Source organism: Mesorhizobium sp. M1252 (genome assembly GCF_040318265.1).
GTDB lineage: Bacteria > Pseudomonadota > Alphaproteobacteria > Rhizobiales > Rhizobiaceae > Mesorhizobium.
On the sequence record NZ_JAMYLX010000003.1, the window covers coordinates 57,371 to 70,908 of the forward strand.

Annotated in this window: 15 protein-coding genes and 1 tRNA gene; 12 read left to right on the forward strand and 4 right to left on the reverse strand. The window is 65.7% G+C overall.

Annotation, left to right across the window (positions count from 1 at the left end; genetic code table 11):
• The first annotated feature begins 21 nt into the window (after positions 1-21).
• From cbiE to NKH22_RS06805, 8 genes are all read left to right on the forward strand, one after another.
• Positions 22-1,248: a precorrin-6y C5,15-methyltransferase (decarboxylating) subunit CbiE gene (gene cbiE / locus NKH22_RS06770; protein WP_352909235.1), complete on the forward strand. Its 1,227-nt coding sequence runs from the start codon at positions 22-24 to the stop codon at positions 1,246-1,248.
• A complete protein-coding gene (locus NKH22_RS06775) occupies positions 1,245-1,631 on the forward strand; it encodes a cobalamin biosynthesis protein (RefSeq protein ID WP_023690940.1) in 387 nt (128 codons plus the stop codon). The genes cbiE and NKH22_RS06775 overlap by 4 nt, the downstream gene beginning before the upstream one ends.
• Complete coding sequence (gene cobM / locus NKH22_RS06780) at positions 1,628-2,392, forward strand: precorrin-4 C(11)-methyltransferase (RefSeq protein ID WP_023690316.1); 765 nt, start codon at positions 1,628-1,630, stop codon at positions 2,390-2,392. Before NKH22_RS06775 ends, cobM begins: the two co-directional genes overlap by 4 nt.
• Positions 2,389-3,195: a uroporphyrinogen-III C-methyltransferase gene (gene cobA / locus NKH22_RS06785; RefSeq protein ID WP_023690939.1), complete on the forward strand. Its 807-nt coding sequence runs from the start codon at positions 2,389-2,391 to the stop codon at positions 3,193-3,195. Before cobM ends, cobA begins: the two co-directional genes overlap by 4 nt.
• Positions 3,192-4,505, forward strand: a complete 1,314-nt coding sequence (locus NKH22_RS06790; protein WP_023670839.1) for a cobyrinic acid a,c-diamide synthase CobB — start codon at positions 3,192-3,194, stop codon at positions 4,503-4,505. The genes cobA and NKH22_RS06790 overlap by 4 nt, the downstream gene beginning before the upstream one ends.
• Positions 4,502-5,269, forward strand: coding sequence for an adenosylcobinamide-GDP ribazoletransferase (locus NKH22_RS06795; RefSeq protein WP_352909237.1), 768 nt, complete (start codon positions 4,502-4,504; stop codon positions 5,267-5,269). The genes NKH22_RS06790 and NKH22_RS06795 overlap by 4 nt, the downstream gene beginning before the upstream one ends.
• Before the next feature lie 24 nt (positions 5,270-5,293).
• Positions 5,294-6,304, forward strand: coding sequence for a nicotinate-nucleotide--dimethylbenzimidazole phosphoribosyltransferase (gene cobT / locus NKH22_RS06800; RefSeq protein WP_352909239.1), 1,011 nt, complete (start codon positions 5,294-5,296; stop codon positions 6,302-6,304).
• 74 nt (positions 6,305-6,378) lie between these two features.
• On the forward strand, positions 6,379-6,648 hold the full coding sequence (locus NKH22_RS06805) for a hypothetical protein (RefSeq protein WP_023690936.1): 270 nt from the start codon (positions 6,379-6,381) through the stop codon (positions 6,646-6,648).
• Positions 6,649-6,846: 198 nt separating this feature from the next.
• Here NKH22_RS06805 and NKH22_RS06810 read toward each other — a convergent pair.
• Positions 6,847-6,922, reverse strand: a tRNA-Lys gene (locus tag NKH22_RS06810).
• Between the two features lie 107 nt (positions 6,923-7,029).
• Positions 7,030-7,938 (reverse strand): PhzF family phenazine biosynthesis protein, encoded by a 909-nt coding sequence (locus NKH22_RS06815; RefSeq protein ID WP_023690935.1) that lies wholly within the window; start codon positions 7,936-7,938, stop codon positions 7,030-7,032.
• A gap of 113 nt (positions 7,939-8,051) precedes the next feature.
• Here NKH22_RS06815 and NKH22_RS06820 point away from each other — a divergent pair, with 113 nt between their 5' ends.
• The 4 genes from NKH22_RS06820 (at position 8,052) to NKH22_RS06835 (ending at position 11,633) form a co-directional block, all read left to right on the forward strand.
• Positions 8,052-9,338, forward strand: a complete 1,287-nt coding sequence (locus tag NKH22_RS06820) for an efflux RND transporter periplasmic adaptor subunit (RefSeq protein ID WP_352909241.1) — start codon at positions 8,052-8,054, stop codon at positions 9,336-9,338.
• A gap of 4 nt (positions 9,339-9,342) precedes the next feature.
• Positions 9,343-10,047, forward strand: a complete 705-nt coding sequence (locus tag NKH22_RS06825; RefSeq protein WP_023727709.1) for an ABC transporter ATP-binding protein — start codon at positions 9,343-9,345, stop codon at positions 10,045-10,047.
• Positions 10,044-11,261, forward strand: a complete 1,218-nt coding sequence (locus tag NKH22_RS06830; protein ID WP_023685173.1) for an ABC transporter permease — start codon at positions 10,044-10,046, stop codon at positions 11,259-11,261. The genes NKH22_RS06825 and NKH22_RS06830 overlap by 4 nt, the downstream gene beginning before the upstream one ends.
• Before the next feature lie 129 nt (positions 11,262-11,390).
• Entirely contained in the window at positions 11,391-11,633 is a 243-nt protein-coding gene (locus NKH22_RS06835; RefSeq protein WP_023690325.1) for a hypothetical protein, read from the forward strand.
• On the opposite strand, the gene NKH22_RS06840 is transcribed toward NKH22_RS06835, so the two are convergent.
• Together NKH22_RS06840 and NKH22_RS06845 are read right to left on the reverse strand one after the other, a co-directional pair.
• Positions 11,630-12,349, reverse strand: a complete 720-nt coding sequence (locus NKH22_RS06840) for an NUDIX hydrolase (RefSeq protein ID WP_023668380.1) — start codon at positions 12,347-12,349, stop codon at positions 11,630-11,632. The genes NKH22_RS06835 and NKH22_RS06840 overlap by 4 nt on opposite strands.
• Positions 12,350-12,354: 5 nt before the next feature.
• Positions 12,355-13,467 (reverse strand): endonuclease/exonuclease/phosphatase family protein, encoded by a 1,113-nt coding sequence (locus NKH22_RS06845; protein ID WP_023690932.1) that lies wholly within the window; start codon positions 13,465-13,467, stop codon positions 12,355-12,357.
• Between the last annotated feature and the right edge of the window lie 71 nt (positions 13,468-13,538).

Genomic DNA, 13,538 nt, shown 5'->3' on the forward strand with positions numbered 1-13,538 from the left:
GCGGATGAGGGGCGGCGCGACATGTCAAAAAAACAGCCCACGCCAAAATGGCTTACAATCATCGGCATCGGCGAGGACGGTTTAGCGGGTCTCGGCGACAAGGCCAAGCGGTTGATCGCCGAGGCCGAATTCGTCTTCGGCGGCAAGCGGCATCTGGCGCTGGTGGCTTCGCTCATCAAGGGTGAGCAGCGCCCATGGCCGGTGCCATTCGATGCCGACATGGCAGACGTGCTGGCGCTGGCCGGCCGGCGCGTCTGCGTGCTCGCCTCCGGTGATCCATTCTTCCACGGGGTCGGCGCCACCCTTGCCCGCAAGGTCAAGCCTGAAGAGATGCATGTCATCCCCGCGCCATCGGCGATTTCGCTGGCTGCCGCCCGGCTCGGCTGGGCGTTGCAGGACATCGAGACGATCTCGCTGCATGGAAGGCCGCTCGACCTGATCCGGCCGCTGCTGCATCCCAGGGCGCGCATCCTGGCGCTGACATCGGACGGCGACGCACCAGCGACAATAGCGCGCCTGCTCGTAGAGCTCGACTTCGGCGGTTCGCGGCTGACCGTTCTGGAAGCGCTGGGCGGACCGAACGAGAAGCTTCGCTCGGCACGTGCCGACGCTTTCGATCTCAGAGACATCAATCCGCTCAACGTGCTGGCGCTTGAGCTTGAATCGACACAAGAGGCCCGCATCCTGCCGCTGACCGTTGGCCGCGCCGACCATCTGTTCGAGCACGACGGCCAGATCACCAAGCACGACATCCGCGCCATCACGCTTGCGGCGCTGGCGCCGAGGCGTGGCGAATTGCTGTGGGACATCGGCGCCGGTTCCGGCTCCATCGGCATCGAATGGATGCTCGCTCACCCCTCGACGCGCGCCATCGCCATCGAGGCCAACAGCGACCGCGCCGCCCGCATCGTCCGCAACGCCGCGCATTGCGGCGTGCCCGGTCTTGTCGTGGTGGAAGGGTCGGCGCCCAAGGCACTGGCCGGGCTGGACACGCCGGATGCGATCTTCATCGGCGGAGGTGGCAGCGACGCCGGCGTACTGAACGCCGCCATCAAGGCGCTGCCATCCCGTGGCCGTCTCGTTGCCAATGCGGTGACGCTGGAGATGGAGGCGCTGCTTCTCGCGGAGCACATCAAGCGCGGCGGCGACCTTACCCGCATCACCATTTCCCGCGCTTCTCCTGTCGGTTCGATGCAGGCCTGGCGCCCGGCCATGCCGGTCACCCAGTGGAGCTGGGTGAAGCCATGATGGTGGCGGGCATCGGCAGCCGGAAGGGCGTGAGCGTCGAAGACGTGCTCGCGGCGATCGAAACCGCCCTCGAAGCGCACGGGCTGGCGATAACGGCGCTGTCGGCCTTGGCGACCGCCGCGCTCAAGAAAGACGAAGAAGCGATCTCTGCCGCTGGCCGCACGCTCAACCTTCCCGTCATCATCGTTGATGACGCAGCACTTCAGGCCGTCTCGTCGGAGGCACTCAGCAAATCCGATCTCTCGCAGGATCTCGCCGGCACACCCTCCGTCTCAGAAGCCTCCGCCCTTGCCGTTGCCGGCCCCGGTGCAAAGCTGCTTGGTCCACGCACCGTGCTCGGCCCGGTCACCTGCGCCATCGCCATCAGCGGAGACGCGCCATGACGGTGCATTTCATCGGCGCCGGTCCCGGCGCCGCCGACCTCATCACACTGCGCGGCGCCAAGCTGCTGGCAAGCTGCCCGGTCTGTCTGCATGCCGGCTCGATCGTCGCGCCGGAATTGCTGCAACACTGCGCACCGGGGACCAAACTGATCGATACGGCGCCGATGTCACTCGACGAAATCGAGGTCGAATATGTGACAGCCCACCAGGCCGGCCACGATGTCGCCCGCCTGCATTCCGGCGACCTCTCGGTGTGGAGCGCCGTGGCCGAGCAGATCCGCCGGCTGGAAAAACACGGCATTCCTTACACGCTGACGCCGGGCGTTCCCTCTTTCGCCGCCGCAGCCGCAGCCCTTCGCCGCGAACTGACCATTCCCGAGGTGGCGCAGAGTCTGGTGCTGACCCGCGTCTCGGGCCGCGCCTCGAAAATGCCGCCGGGCGAAACGCTGGCCGGCTTCGGCCGCACCGGCGCGACGCTGGCCATTCATCTCGCCATCCACGCCATCGACCGAGTCGTCGCCGAATTGTCGCCGCATTATGGCGGCGATTGCCCGGTGGCGATCGTCTTTCGCGCTTCATGGCCGGACGAGCGCGTGCTGACCGGCACGCTCGCCACGATCGAGGCACTGCTCGCCGCCGACCCGATGGAGCGCACGGCGATCATCTTCGTCGGCCGCTCGCTGGCAGCGGAAGGTTTTGGCGAGAGTTCATTGTACGACGCCCACTATCAGCGGCGTTTTCGCGGACGGGACGGATTGTGAGCGGTAAAAGCGAAAACACCACGCTCGAACAGGCCCTTGCCCGGCTGAACTTCAAGCCGCGCCGGCTTGAGCCGGGCCATGTCTGGCTGGCCGGCGCCGGCCCGGGCGATCCCGGCTGCCTGACGCTGGAAGTGCTGGCGGCATTGGCCGAGGCCGACGCCGTGGTCTATGACGCGCTGGTCTCCTCTGACGTTGTCGCCGTTGCGGACAATGCCCAGCTGTTCTTTGCAGGAAAACGCGGCGGCAAACCGTCCATGAGGCAGGACGATATCACCGCTTTGCTGGTGCGGCTGGCACGCGAGGGCCGCCGCGTCGTCCGGCTGAAGGGCGGCGATCCCTATATTTTCGGCCGTGGCGGCGAAGAGGCGCTGGCGCTGGCGCGCGAAAAAATTCCGTTCCGCGTCCTGCCCGGCCTGACATCGGGGCTGAGCGCGCTGGCCGCCACCGGCATTCCCGCAACCATGCGCGGCATCAACAAGGCGATCATCCTGGCGACAGGTCATGCCGCCGGCACAGATGACGATCTCGACTGGGGCGCGATCGCCCGCACCGGCCAGCCGGTGGTCATCTATATGGGCATGGCCAATCTGCCTGTTATCGCCGCGTCGCTGCTCGAAGGCGGGCTGGCGCCGTCGACGCCGGCGGCTGTCATCGTTTCGGCGACGACACCGCAGGAGCGGACCGTCGTCGCGACACTCGCCACCATTTCCGAAGCGGCCGCCGCGGCGGAATTGGCCTCGCCGGCCCTCATTGTCGTCGGCGGCATCGTCGCCATGCGCGCAGCACTGGCGGGTAACGCATGACCCGCGCCATCATCATCGGCGCGCCGCGTTCCGGCTCCGGCAAGACCAGCGTCACCATCGGCATTTTGCGCGCGCTCGCCCGGCGCGGCATCAAGGTGCGCGGCGCCAAGTCCGGCCCCGACTATATCGATCCGGGTTTTCATACCGCCGCAACCGGTCTGTCCGGCGTCAACCTGGACAGCTGGGCGATGTCGCCTGACCTGCTCAACGCGTTGGCCGGCAATGCCACCGAGGATGCCGATTTTATCTTCCTCGAAAGCGCGATGGGCCTGTTCGACGGCATCCCGGCCGGACAAGGCCGCACCGGCTCGGCCGCCGATCTGGCGCGGCTCTACCACCTGCCGGTGCTTTTGGTGCTCGACGTCTCGGGACAGTCGACGACGGCGGCCGCCGTCGCCAAGGGTTTTGCCACCTACGACCCGGATGTGCGCATGGCCGGAATCGTGCTCAACCGTCTCGGCAGCGAGCGCCACCGCAAGCTGTGCAGCGAGGCGATCGAAACGCTCGGCCTGCCGGTCGTCGGCGCCATCCTGCGCGATCCCACGCTCAATTTGCCGGAGCGCCATCTCGGCCTCGTCCAGGCCGGCGAATATGCCGACCTGATGACGCATCTCGACCGCCTCGCCGACATGGTCGAGAAATCCCTCGACCTTGACGCCATCATGGCGCTGGCCGCGCCGTTTTCGCCGGCATCAGGCAGTTTCGAACATGCCTTGCAGCCGCCCGGCCAACGAATCGCGCTCGCCGAAGACGCCGCCTTCACCTTCCTCTATCCGCACGTCGCCGCCCACTGGCGTCAGGCCGGCGCCGAGATCGTGCCGTTCTCGCCGCTAGCCGACGAAGCACCGGTGCAGAATTGCGATGTCTGCTGGCTGCCCGGCGGCTATCCCGAGCTCCACTCCGGCAGCCTCGCGGCGGCGACCAATTTCCGAGCTGGCATGGCCAGGTTTGCCGAGACCAAGCCGATCCATGGCGAGTGCGGCGGCTTCATGGTGCTGGGCGAAGCGCTGGAGGACGCGGCCGGCGAGACGCACGCCATGCTTGGCCTGCTCGGCCATTCCACCAGCTTTGCCAAGCGCAAGATGAACCTCGGCTACCGCGAGGCACGCCTGCGCGTCGCCTGTCCGCTGGGGCCGCAAGGCGCGCTGATCCGTGGCCATGAATTCCACTATGCGCAGATGATTGCGACCGGCAATGACGAGCCGCTGGCCGACCTAGCCGATGGCCAGGGCAATCCACTCGGCGCCTCCGGCTACCGGCGCGGCCATGTCAGCGGCACCTTCTTTCATGCCATTGCGAGGAGTGCATGACCGCCGTGCCCTCGCCCCGGCAAGCGCTCGAGGACGTCGCGCTTTGCCTCGTCTTCTTCACCCGGCTGCCGCTGCCGGTCTTCGACTTTCGTGGCCGCAGCCTGGCCGATGCGATCTGGGCGGCGCCTGTCGCCGGCCTCGCCGTCGCTGTGGCTGGTGCTGTCGTCTACGCCGCGGGCGTACAGCTCGGCCTTGCCCCCGGCCCGGCAGCAGCCCTTGCGCTTGCAGCAACCCTGCTCGCCACGGGCTGCCTGCATGAGGACGGGCTTTCCGATGTCGCAGATGGCTTTGGCGGCGGCAAGACACGCGATAAAAAACTGGAGATCATGCGCGACAGCCGCATCGGCGCCTATGGCGCAGCAGCTCTTGGCCTGTCGATGCTCATCCGCTGGAGCGCGCTGTCGCAACTGGCCAATCCGACAGGCGTGCTCTTCGCGCTGATCGCCGCCCACGCCGCATCGCGCGGCCTGCTCGGCGCGTTCATGCATCTGGCGCCGGCGGCGCGCAGTGACGGCCTGTCTGCCGGCGCCGGGACCGTCTCGACCCAGACAGCTGTTCTCGGCGCCGTGCTCGGCGCCATCCCGCTTCTGACGCTGGGGCTCGGCGGCGCCTTTGCCGCACTGATCCTGCTCGCTCTCGTGTTCAGCGCCTTGCGCGCGCTCTGCCTCAACCAGATCGGCGGCCACACCGGTGACACGATCGGCGCCCTGCAGCAGTTGGGCGAGATCACGGTCCTGCTCGTCGCTTCCATTTCCCTGTCCTGATTCTTCCCCGGAGATTCCTTCCCCATGCCCTTCAAATCATTCGACGAACTGCGCGCCGCCTGTTTCGATCTGCCTGCCGGCAGCGATACCGCCGCCAATGCAGTCGCCCGCCGCCAGGACACGCTGACGAAGCCGCAAGGCAGCCTGGGCCGGCTGGAAACCCTCGCCGCCTGGCTGGCACGCTGGCAGGGCCGCGACATGCCGAAACTCGATCGCGTCAAAGTCTTCGTGTTCGCCGGCAATCACGGCGTCACCGCGCAGGGCGTGTCGGCCTTCCCGTCGGAAGTGACCGTGCAGATGGTGGCGAATTTTGCCGGCGGCGGCGCCGCCATCAACCAGCTGGCCCGCATCGCCGGCGCGGAACTCGACGTCATCCCGCTCGATCTCGATCATCCGACCGGCGACTTCACTGAGGTGCCGGCAATGGACGAAAAAACCTTCCTCGCCGCCGTCTCGGCAGGCTACGACGCGGTGACGAACGACCTCGACCTCGTCTGTTTCGGCGAGATGGGCATCGGCAACACCACGCCGGCGGCCGCCATCTCGACCGCCCTGTTCGGCGGCGGCGCTGAAAAATGGACCGGGCGCGGCACCGGCGTCGACGATGCCGGGCTGAAGCGCAAGGTCACCGCCATTGAATCCGGCCTCAAGCGCCATGCCGACGCGCTGTCCGACCCGCTGAAGATCGCCGCCGCCCTTGGCGGCCGCGAACTCGCCGCCATCTTCGGCGCCACGCTCGCCGCCCGCCGCAAGAACGTCCCGGTGCTGCTCGACGGCTTCGTCTGCACGGCAGCGGCAGCGCCCCTGGCGCGACTGCACCCCTCAGGCCTCGCCCACACCATCGCCGCCCATGTCTCGGCCGAATCCGGCCACCGCCGCCTGCTCGAAGCGCTCGGCCTGCCGCCGCTGCTCGACCTCGGCATGCGGCTCGGCGAAGGCTCCGGCGCCTGCCTCGCCGTCAACATCGTCCGCTCGGCACTGGAATGCCATGCGAGGATGGCGAGTTTTGCCGAGGCTGGCGTTTCGGAGAAGTAAACCAGAGCGGTTTAGGGGACAGCCTTGGTAAGAAGCATCTTTTATTCCTGAAAACTCTTCAGTAGAGTTGGAGGATGATGAAGCTCCGTCCGCTTGCTGCTGCTATAGCTATCGCCGCGGTTCTTGCCGGTGTGTATCGGCGTAGCGGATACACAACCTATGGACCGCTCGACACCGCTATCCTCGTTGTCTTTCTGGTATTCTTCTGGTGGCTGATCAGCGACTTCTCAAGAAGAAAAGCCCGCGTCGATGCTGATGGACGTCAGAGCACGGATGGCGGGATCGCTTTTCGGTTCGGCAGATTTCTGCGTCGGGTTTTTCGACGTAGCAATCGCGGCCTTTGACACGGCAAATTGTAGGCCGAAATGACATTGCGCCGTGGAACCGGTCGCCTCGTTTCTGGGCGCGCGGCTCAGAGGATCACCGGAATAGCAAGTCTACACCGGAATGCCCTCGGCAGGCTCGCGCCACCACCGACGCATGCCGAAGACGCGTTAAAGCGTCTCTGATACCAAGGTCTTCCACCAACTTTTCTAGAAATTTGGTGGGTGCGCACAGGATTGAACTGTGGACCCGCTGATTAAGAGTCAGCTGCTCTACCAACTGAGCTACGCACCCACTCGACCGGTAAAAACCGGCGTTGGCGGGCATATAGCCGCCGATACCGATCCTGTCCAGCCCTGCCGGAATCATTTCCCGACAAATCGCTGAACTGCCGCAGGCGGTCACACGAACAGCTTTCCTTCCGCCACCTTAATGGCATGGCCGCCGATGCGCGCGGAGGCCAGTTTTCCGCCTTCGACAGTGAGTTCGAGGCGGATGCGCGAAGGGCGGCCCATCTCCAGCCCCTGCTCGATCCACAGCTGCGAAATGCCGTCGGTCGGGCCATCGAACTGCATGATGGCGCCGGCAAAGGCCGCCGCCGCCGACCCGGTCGCCGGGTCTTCATAGGACGGCGTGCCCGGCACGATCATGCGGACATGGAAGGCGCTGTCATGGTTCACCGTCTGGCGGCAATAGACATACGGGCTGGCGAAGGCCCATTCGCTCTTGCGCGGCGCCAGTTCCGACCAGACCTGGTTGTCGAGCTTGATCCGGCCGGCAGCCTCCAGATTGGCAACCGGAATGGTGACGTAAGGCACGCCTGCCGACCAGAACGACACCAGGTGATTCTCGAAGCCGATCTCGTGCGGCGCCAGCCCGAGGGCGGCGCCGATCGCCTCCGGGTCGGCATCGAGCTTCAGCGGCTCCGGCAGCTTCGCCAGGTCGAACTCGGCAAAGGTGGCGCCATCGTGCCGGCTGACGGCGCAGCGCACCGGGCCGATATTCTCCTCCAGCACGAAGATGCCGGCTTCGCCCTCGCCTGTCAGTTCGGCCAGCGCGATCGCGGCGCCAACTGTCGGATGTCCGGCGAACGGCATCTCATAGTCGGGCGTGAAAATGCGGATGCGGTTGCGATGTTTTGGATTGTCCGGCGGCAGCACGAAGACCGATTCGGACAGGTTGAACTCGCGCGCAATGGCCTGCATGGCGGCTGTATCCAGCCCTTGGCTGTCGAGCACGACAGCCAGCGGATTGCCGGCCAGCCGCTCCGTCGTAAACACATCGTAGAGCAAGTAATTGCGGGTCTGCATCTTGAAAAACCTTCCGCCTCAATCCGAACATGGCCGAAATTTAATTTGATATTCGAACCACCAAGCCTGATCTGTGCACATATAGGGACATTACGCTTTCATAGGGGTCCGGCGTGGACCAGCTTGTCAATCTGCCAAAGACGGAATCGGATTCCGCCATCGAGGCGGCGCTTGGGCTTGACCAGAGTGGTGTGCGCAAGACGCGCCGTCGTGGCTGGCTTTACGCGCTGCTGGCGCTGATCGCCGTTGCCGGCGGCCTCGCCGGCTACCAATGGTATGCCGGCTCCCCGGCCAAGATCGACTACACCACAACGCCGGCCACCATTGCCGACCTCACCGTCGCGGTATCGGCGACCGGCACGCTGCAGCCCCTCACCCAGGTCGACATTTCAAGCGAACTGTCCGGCATCATCCGCTCGGTGTCGGCCGAAGAGAACCAGCAGGTCAAGAAGGGCGATGTGCTGGCGACGCTCGACACGGTGAAACTTGAGGTCCAGATCGAACGCGCCGAAGCCTCGGCCAAGGCCGCTGCCGCCAATGTCGAGGACGCCACGGTAACCCTGAAGGAGAACGAAAGCGCCCTCACCCGCGCGGCCGAACTGACCAGGCGTGGCATGGCGACCGATCAGTCGCTCGAGGCGGCGACTGCCACGCGCGACCGCTCCAAGGCGGCGCTCGATAGTGCGCAGGCCAATCTCGCCATCGCCCAGGCCGATCTCAAGGCGCAGCAGACCGACCTTGCCAAGAGCACCATCTATGCGCCGATTGACGGCATCGTCTTGACGCGTTCCGTCGACCCCGGCCAGACGGTCGCCTCCTCGCTGCAGGCGCCGGTTCTGTTCATCATCGCCGCCGATTTGAGGAACATGGAATTGGTGGCGGCGGTCGACGAGGCCGATATCGGCGCGGTCAAACCAGGCCAGCATGCACGCTTCACCGTCGATGCCTTTCCGGAGCGGCCGTTCGACGCCGAGATCCGCGACATCTCCTACGCCTCGGTCACCACCGACGGCGTCGTCACCTACAATGCACGGTTGGAAGTCGACAATAACGAGCTTTTGCTGCGGCCCGGCATGACCGCCACGGTTTCGGTCGTCACCAGGCAGGCCAAGAGCGTGCTCACCGTGCCGTCCACCGCTTTCCGCTACCGCCCGGCGCAGCAGGCCGCGCGCGCGTGGAGCCTCAGCGATCTGTTCACCGGCCGCATGGGCCGTGGCGGCAACCGCCGCCAGCCGGTGAAGGCGCCCACCGACGGCTCACGCACGCTCTATGTGCTGGAGAACGGCCGGCCGCACCCGGTCAACGTCAAGATCGGCTCCACCGACGGCGAACTGACCGAGATCACCTCCGGGCTGGATGAAGGTGCAGAGGTTATCACGTCCTCGCAGCTGCGGAGCTGACGCCATGGCCGCGGGCCTCATCGGTTTCGACACGGTCTGGAAGAGCTATGGCCAGGGCGAAGCCAAGGTCCATGCGCTGGCCGGCGTCGACCTCGCCATCCAGCGTGGCGAATTCGTCGCCATCATGGGCCCGTCCGGTTCGGGCAAATCGACCGCGATGAACATCATCGGTTGCCTCGACACGCCGACGGCCGGAACCTACTCCTTCATGGGCATCGACGCCGGGCGGCTCGACCGCAACCGCCGGGCGCTTCTGCGCAATCTCTATATCGGCTTCGTCTTCCAGGGTTACAATCTGTTGCCGCGCACCACGGCGGCGGAAAATGTCGAGCTGCCGCTGATCTATCGCGGCGCGCCGGCCCGCGAGCGCCGCGATCTTGCCATGCAGGCGCTGGCGGAGGTCGGCCTGGTCGGGCGCGAACATCACACGCCGGCCGAACTCTCCGGTGGTCAGCAACAGCGCGTGGCGATCGCGCGCGCCATCGTCACCAGGCCGACGCTGCTCGTCGCCGACGAGCCGACCGGCAATCTCGACACCGCCCGCACGCATGAGATCATGGAGTTGTTGATGCGGCTGAACCGGGAGCTCGGCTTGACCATCGCCATGGTCACCCACGAGGCCGATGTCGCCGATTATGCCGAGCGCACCATCCGCTTCCTCGACGGCCACGTCGCGTCCGACACGGCCAAGTCGGAGTTGGCGTCATGATCTGGGAAACCGTCCGCCTCTCTCTGCGCTCCATCCGCCGCAATGTGCTGCGCTCGTTCCTGACGCTGCTCGGCATCGTCATCGGTGTCGCCGCCGTCATCGCCATGCTGACCATCGGTTCGGGCACCACGGCCAAGGTCAAGTCGGACATCGCCAAGCTCGGCTCGAACCTGCTCGTCGTCCGTTCCGGCCGCCCGGCAGGCACCGGCGGACCAGGCGGGCTCGACCAGGCGGTACGGCCTCTGGCCGACAAGGATGTAGCCGCCCTCGTAGCCCACCTGACCGGAGCGCGCGCCATTGCGCCGGCGTCGCAGAAACAAGTCCGCGTCATTTTCGGCACCGAGAGCCTGACCTCGGGCGTCACCGGCACCGACAGCGCCTATCTCGACGCCCGCGACTGGAAGCTGGTGTCGGGCCGCCCGTTCTCGGATTCGGAAACACGCTCCGGCACCGGCGTCTGCCTGATCGGCGAAACGGTGCGCCAGCAATTCTTCGGCGCCGGCGAACCCGAGGGCGAGATCATCCGCGTCAACCGCACCTCGTGCAAGATCATCGGCCTGCTCGAACCCAAGGGCTATACCGGCTTCGGCCAGGACCAGGACAATGTCGTCTTGATGCCGCTTGCCGCCTATCAGCGCCGCATCGCCGGCAACCGCGACATCGACAACATCTACGTCGCCGCCGACGACCGCACCCCGACCACCGAATTGCAGCCGCGAGTCGAGGACATTTTGCGCGACACCCGCCGCATCACGCCGGACCGCGAAGACGATTTCTCGATCCGCGACATGACCCAGATCGCCGACGCCATGGCCAGCGCCACCACCACTATGACCGGCATGCTGGGCGCCGTCGCGGGCGTCAGCCTGCTGGTCGGCGGCATCGGGATCATGAACATCATGCTGGTCTCGGTCACTGAGCGCACCCGCGAGATCGGCATCAGGCTCGCCATCGGCGCGCATGAAAAGCACATCCTCATCCAGTTCCTGGTCGAGGCGACGGTGCTGTCGCTGCTCGGCGGCATTATCGGCATCCTGATCGGCCTGGCGCTGGCCGGCCTCGCCTCGGCAACGCTGGCCATACCGTTTGCGCCGAGCCCGGCGGTCATCCTGCTCGCCGTCGGTTTTTCGGCGCTGATCGGCATGGTGTTCGGCTTCTTCCCGGCGCTGCGCGGCGCCAGGCTCGACCCGATCGACGCGCTGCGCCACGAATAAGCGCCAGATCAGCTCCACCGCAACCAACCGCTTTCCACAAGGATGGGTGCTTGTCGACATCGGCAATACTTCTTGTCGTCCGGTCTGCGATGCTAATTTTAGAGCAAAGCATCTGGTCAAGGAGTGGCAATGAGCAAGAAGGCGCGGCTGATTCTGACGATGGTGATCATCGAAGGCGCCCTTGCGGGACTTTGGTGGTATCTCGCCCGCTACGGCATGGCCAATCCCGATCGTGTCACCGCCGATTTTCAGGCAGTCGTCGGCCAGACGATGGGCATGGTCATGGGTGGATTGCTAGGCATCGGCGTTATCCTGTTCCTCGTCGCCGCCCGCAACGACCGCAAGGCGGCGCAGAACAATCCGCGCCGTTAGCCCCCGCCACCGCCAAAATGCCACTCGACCAGCGGCTTCATATGCGGTGCCAGCCCTTCCGGCAGGTCGGCGGCGTGGCGGATGATCACCGGCCCCTCGATCTCCGGCTCGGTCTCGGTCGCGACGAAGGCGCCGATGCGCCGCGCAATCTCGTCGGCCGGCGCATCGACGTGGTAGCGGCGGAAGAGGACCGTGCCGGTCGAAGTCGACAGCGCATGGTAGCGCTTGCCGCGCGCAGCGCCTGTCAGGTCAAGCCCGGTCTCCTCGCGCACTTCACGGATCATGTTGAAATCGACATCGACGCGGCCATCGCGAAAATCGATCGGCTCGAACGAGCCGGCAGCGAAGTAGACACTGCCGGCCGGGACCGTGTGCGCGCCCATGCGGATCGCCACCAGGGCGTTGTCGCCGGCGACCAGCATGGCGTGGCCATAGGCATGCTCGGCGCCCGTCCCCTGCCGGTTCTTTCGCCACAGCAGGAAGGTCGAGTACTTCACCGCGTGACAACGCCCGACGATCCGGTTGTCGCGCCAGGCGAGCGCCGAGAGCAGCACCACCGTGCCGTCGAACAGCGCCGGATTGGCCGTGACCTCGCGCCGCCAGTTGTCAGTGATCGCCTGCGCGTTGTCGCGCTCGAACGGATGCGGGCCGGGGTCGAGCCGGACGTCGATTTCGTCGACGGGCAGGATGACGTTGCGCGGCAGGTCGAAGCTCACCGTGCTCAAGCCATGTCCAGGGTAATTGCGACGGGACAATGGTCCGACGCCTTCGGCCGGTCCCAGCCGGCGCGCGGAAAGCGCTCCACCGCCTGTCCCGCCGGAAAGATGGTGCGCCAGGGCTGGCCGTTGCGGATGATGTCGGGAACCGCCGTCGCATTCTTCGCCGCCAGCCCTTTCGACAGCAGGATGTAGTCGAGCTGGCACAGATGCCGCTCCTTCGGCCCGCGCGTGTGGTAGAAACTCCAGCGGTCCATCTCCGGCCGGCGTTCGACGACGTTTTCGCAAAAGCCGCCGGCGGTGAGCACATCGATACAGGACTGGCTCTCGTCGATCACCTGGAAGCGGTAGCCGTCGACGGCGTCGCCCTCGATCTTCACCCGCTGGCGGTAGTCGTTCATGTCGCCGCAGATCGCCCAGTTTTTATCGGCTGCGTGCTCTTTGCCGAAGCGCTCCTCGATGATGCGGCGCACGGCTTGCGCCTCGGCGATGCGCACCGGCATCGTCGCCTCGCGTCCGTCGAGCCCGTTGCGCGGCGAGCCCATCGATTTGAAATGGACGAGGTAAAGCGTCAGCGGCACGCCGCCGACCTTGATGTCGACCTCCAGGCAATCGCGCCGGAAGATGCGTTCGTTGGCCAGGTTGCCGAGCGCCTCGAGTTCAGGCGTGTGCAGCCCGAACTGCTCGAACGTGACATAGGCATGGCTGGTCATGCGCACGAATTCGATCGGCTGACCTTGCGCGGTCTCGTTGCGCATCATCACGGCAACGTCGATGCCGCGCGAATCATTGCCGGCGGTGGTGTATTTCTGCCGGTAACCCTCGCCCACCATCTTGAAGAGATAGCCATACTCGAACGCCTTCAGCGCCTCGATGTTGTCAACCTCCTGCATGCAGATGATGTCCGCGCGGGTGGCGGCGATGGCGAGCGCGGTCAACTGGCGCGTATCGTCGGATTGCGCGATGGCGCGCGCCTGCTCCAGCATCCGGTATTCGGCTTCGCTCTGGATGTCGAAAAGCGCCAGCGTGCGGTCTTCGTTGAGCTGGTTGCGGAAGCCCGAGTAATCGAACCTGTTCATCAGGTTTTCGACATTGAAAGTGGCGAGGCGCAGCGACATGGACTGACCTTTGCCCGCAAGCGCCAATGAAAACAAGGGCTGCTCGTCATGGCTGATGGAACCTTTCTGTT

What these genes read in the sequence shown, in the direction of transcription:
- cobM (WP_023690316.1), top strand. Translation starts at nt 1,628, where the DNA reads ATGACGGTGCATTTCATCGGCGCCGGTCCCGGCGCCGCCGACCTCATC.
- cobT (WP_352909239.1), top strand. Translation starts at nt 5,294, where the DNA reads ATGCCCTTCAAATCATTCGACGAACTGCGCGCCGCCTGTTTCGATCTG.
- NKH22_RS06825 (WP_023727709.1), top strand. Translation starts at nt 9,343, where the DNA reads ATGGCCGCGGGCCTCATCGGTTTCGACACGGTCTGGAAGAGCTATGGC.
- NKH22_RS06795 (WP_352909237.1), top strand. Translation starts at nt 4,502, where the DNA reads ATGACCGCCGTGCCCTCGCCCCGGCAAGCGCTCGAGGACGTCGCGCTT.
- NKH22_RS06775 (WP_023690940.1), top strand. Translation starts at nt 1,245, where the DNA reads ATGATGGTGGCGGGCATCGGCAGCCGGAAGGGCGTGAGCGTCGAAGAC.
- NKH22_RS06805 (WP_023690936.1), top strand. Translation starts at nt 6,379, where the DNA reads ATGATGAAGCTCCGTCCGCTTGCTGCTGCTATAGCTATCGCCGCGGTT.
- NKH22_RS06835 (WP_023690325.1), top strand. Translation starts at nt 11,391, where the DNA reads ATGAGCAAGAAGGCGCGGCTGATTCTGACGATGGTGATCATCGAAGGC.
- cbiE (WP_352909235.1), top strand. Translation starts at nt 22, where the DNA reads ATGTCAAAAAAACAGCCCACGCCAAAATGGCTTACAATCATCGGCATC.
- NKH22_RS06790 (WP_023670839.1), top strand. Translation starts at nt 3,192, where the DNA reads ATGACCCGCGCCATCATCATCGGCGCGCCGCGTTCCGGCTCCGGCAAG.
- NKH22_RS06845 (WP_023690932.1), bottom strand. Translation starts at nt 13,467, where the DNA reads ATGTCGCTGCGCCTCGCCACTTTCAATGTCGAAAACCTGATGAACAGG.
- NKH22_RS06830 (WP_023685173.1), top strand. Translation starts at nt 10,044, where the DNA reads ATGATCTGGGAAACCGTCCGCCTCTCTCTGCGCTCCATCCGCCGCAAT.
- NKH22_RS06815 (WP_023690935.1), bottom strand. Translation starts at nt 7,938, where the DNA reads ATGCAGACCCGCAATTACTTGCTCTACGATGTGTTTACGACGGAGCGG.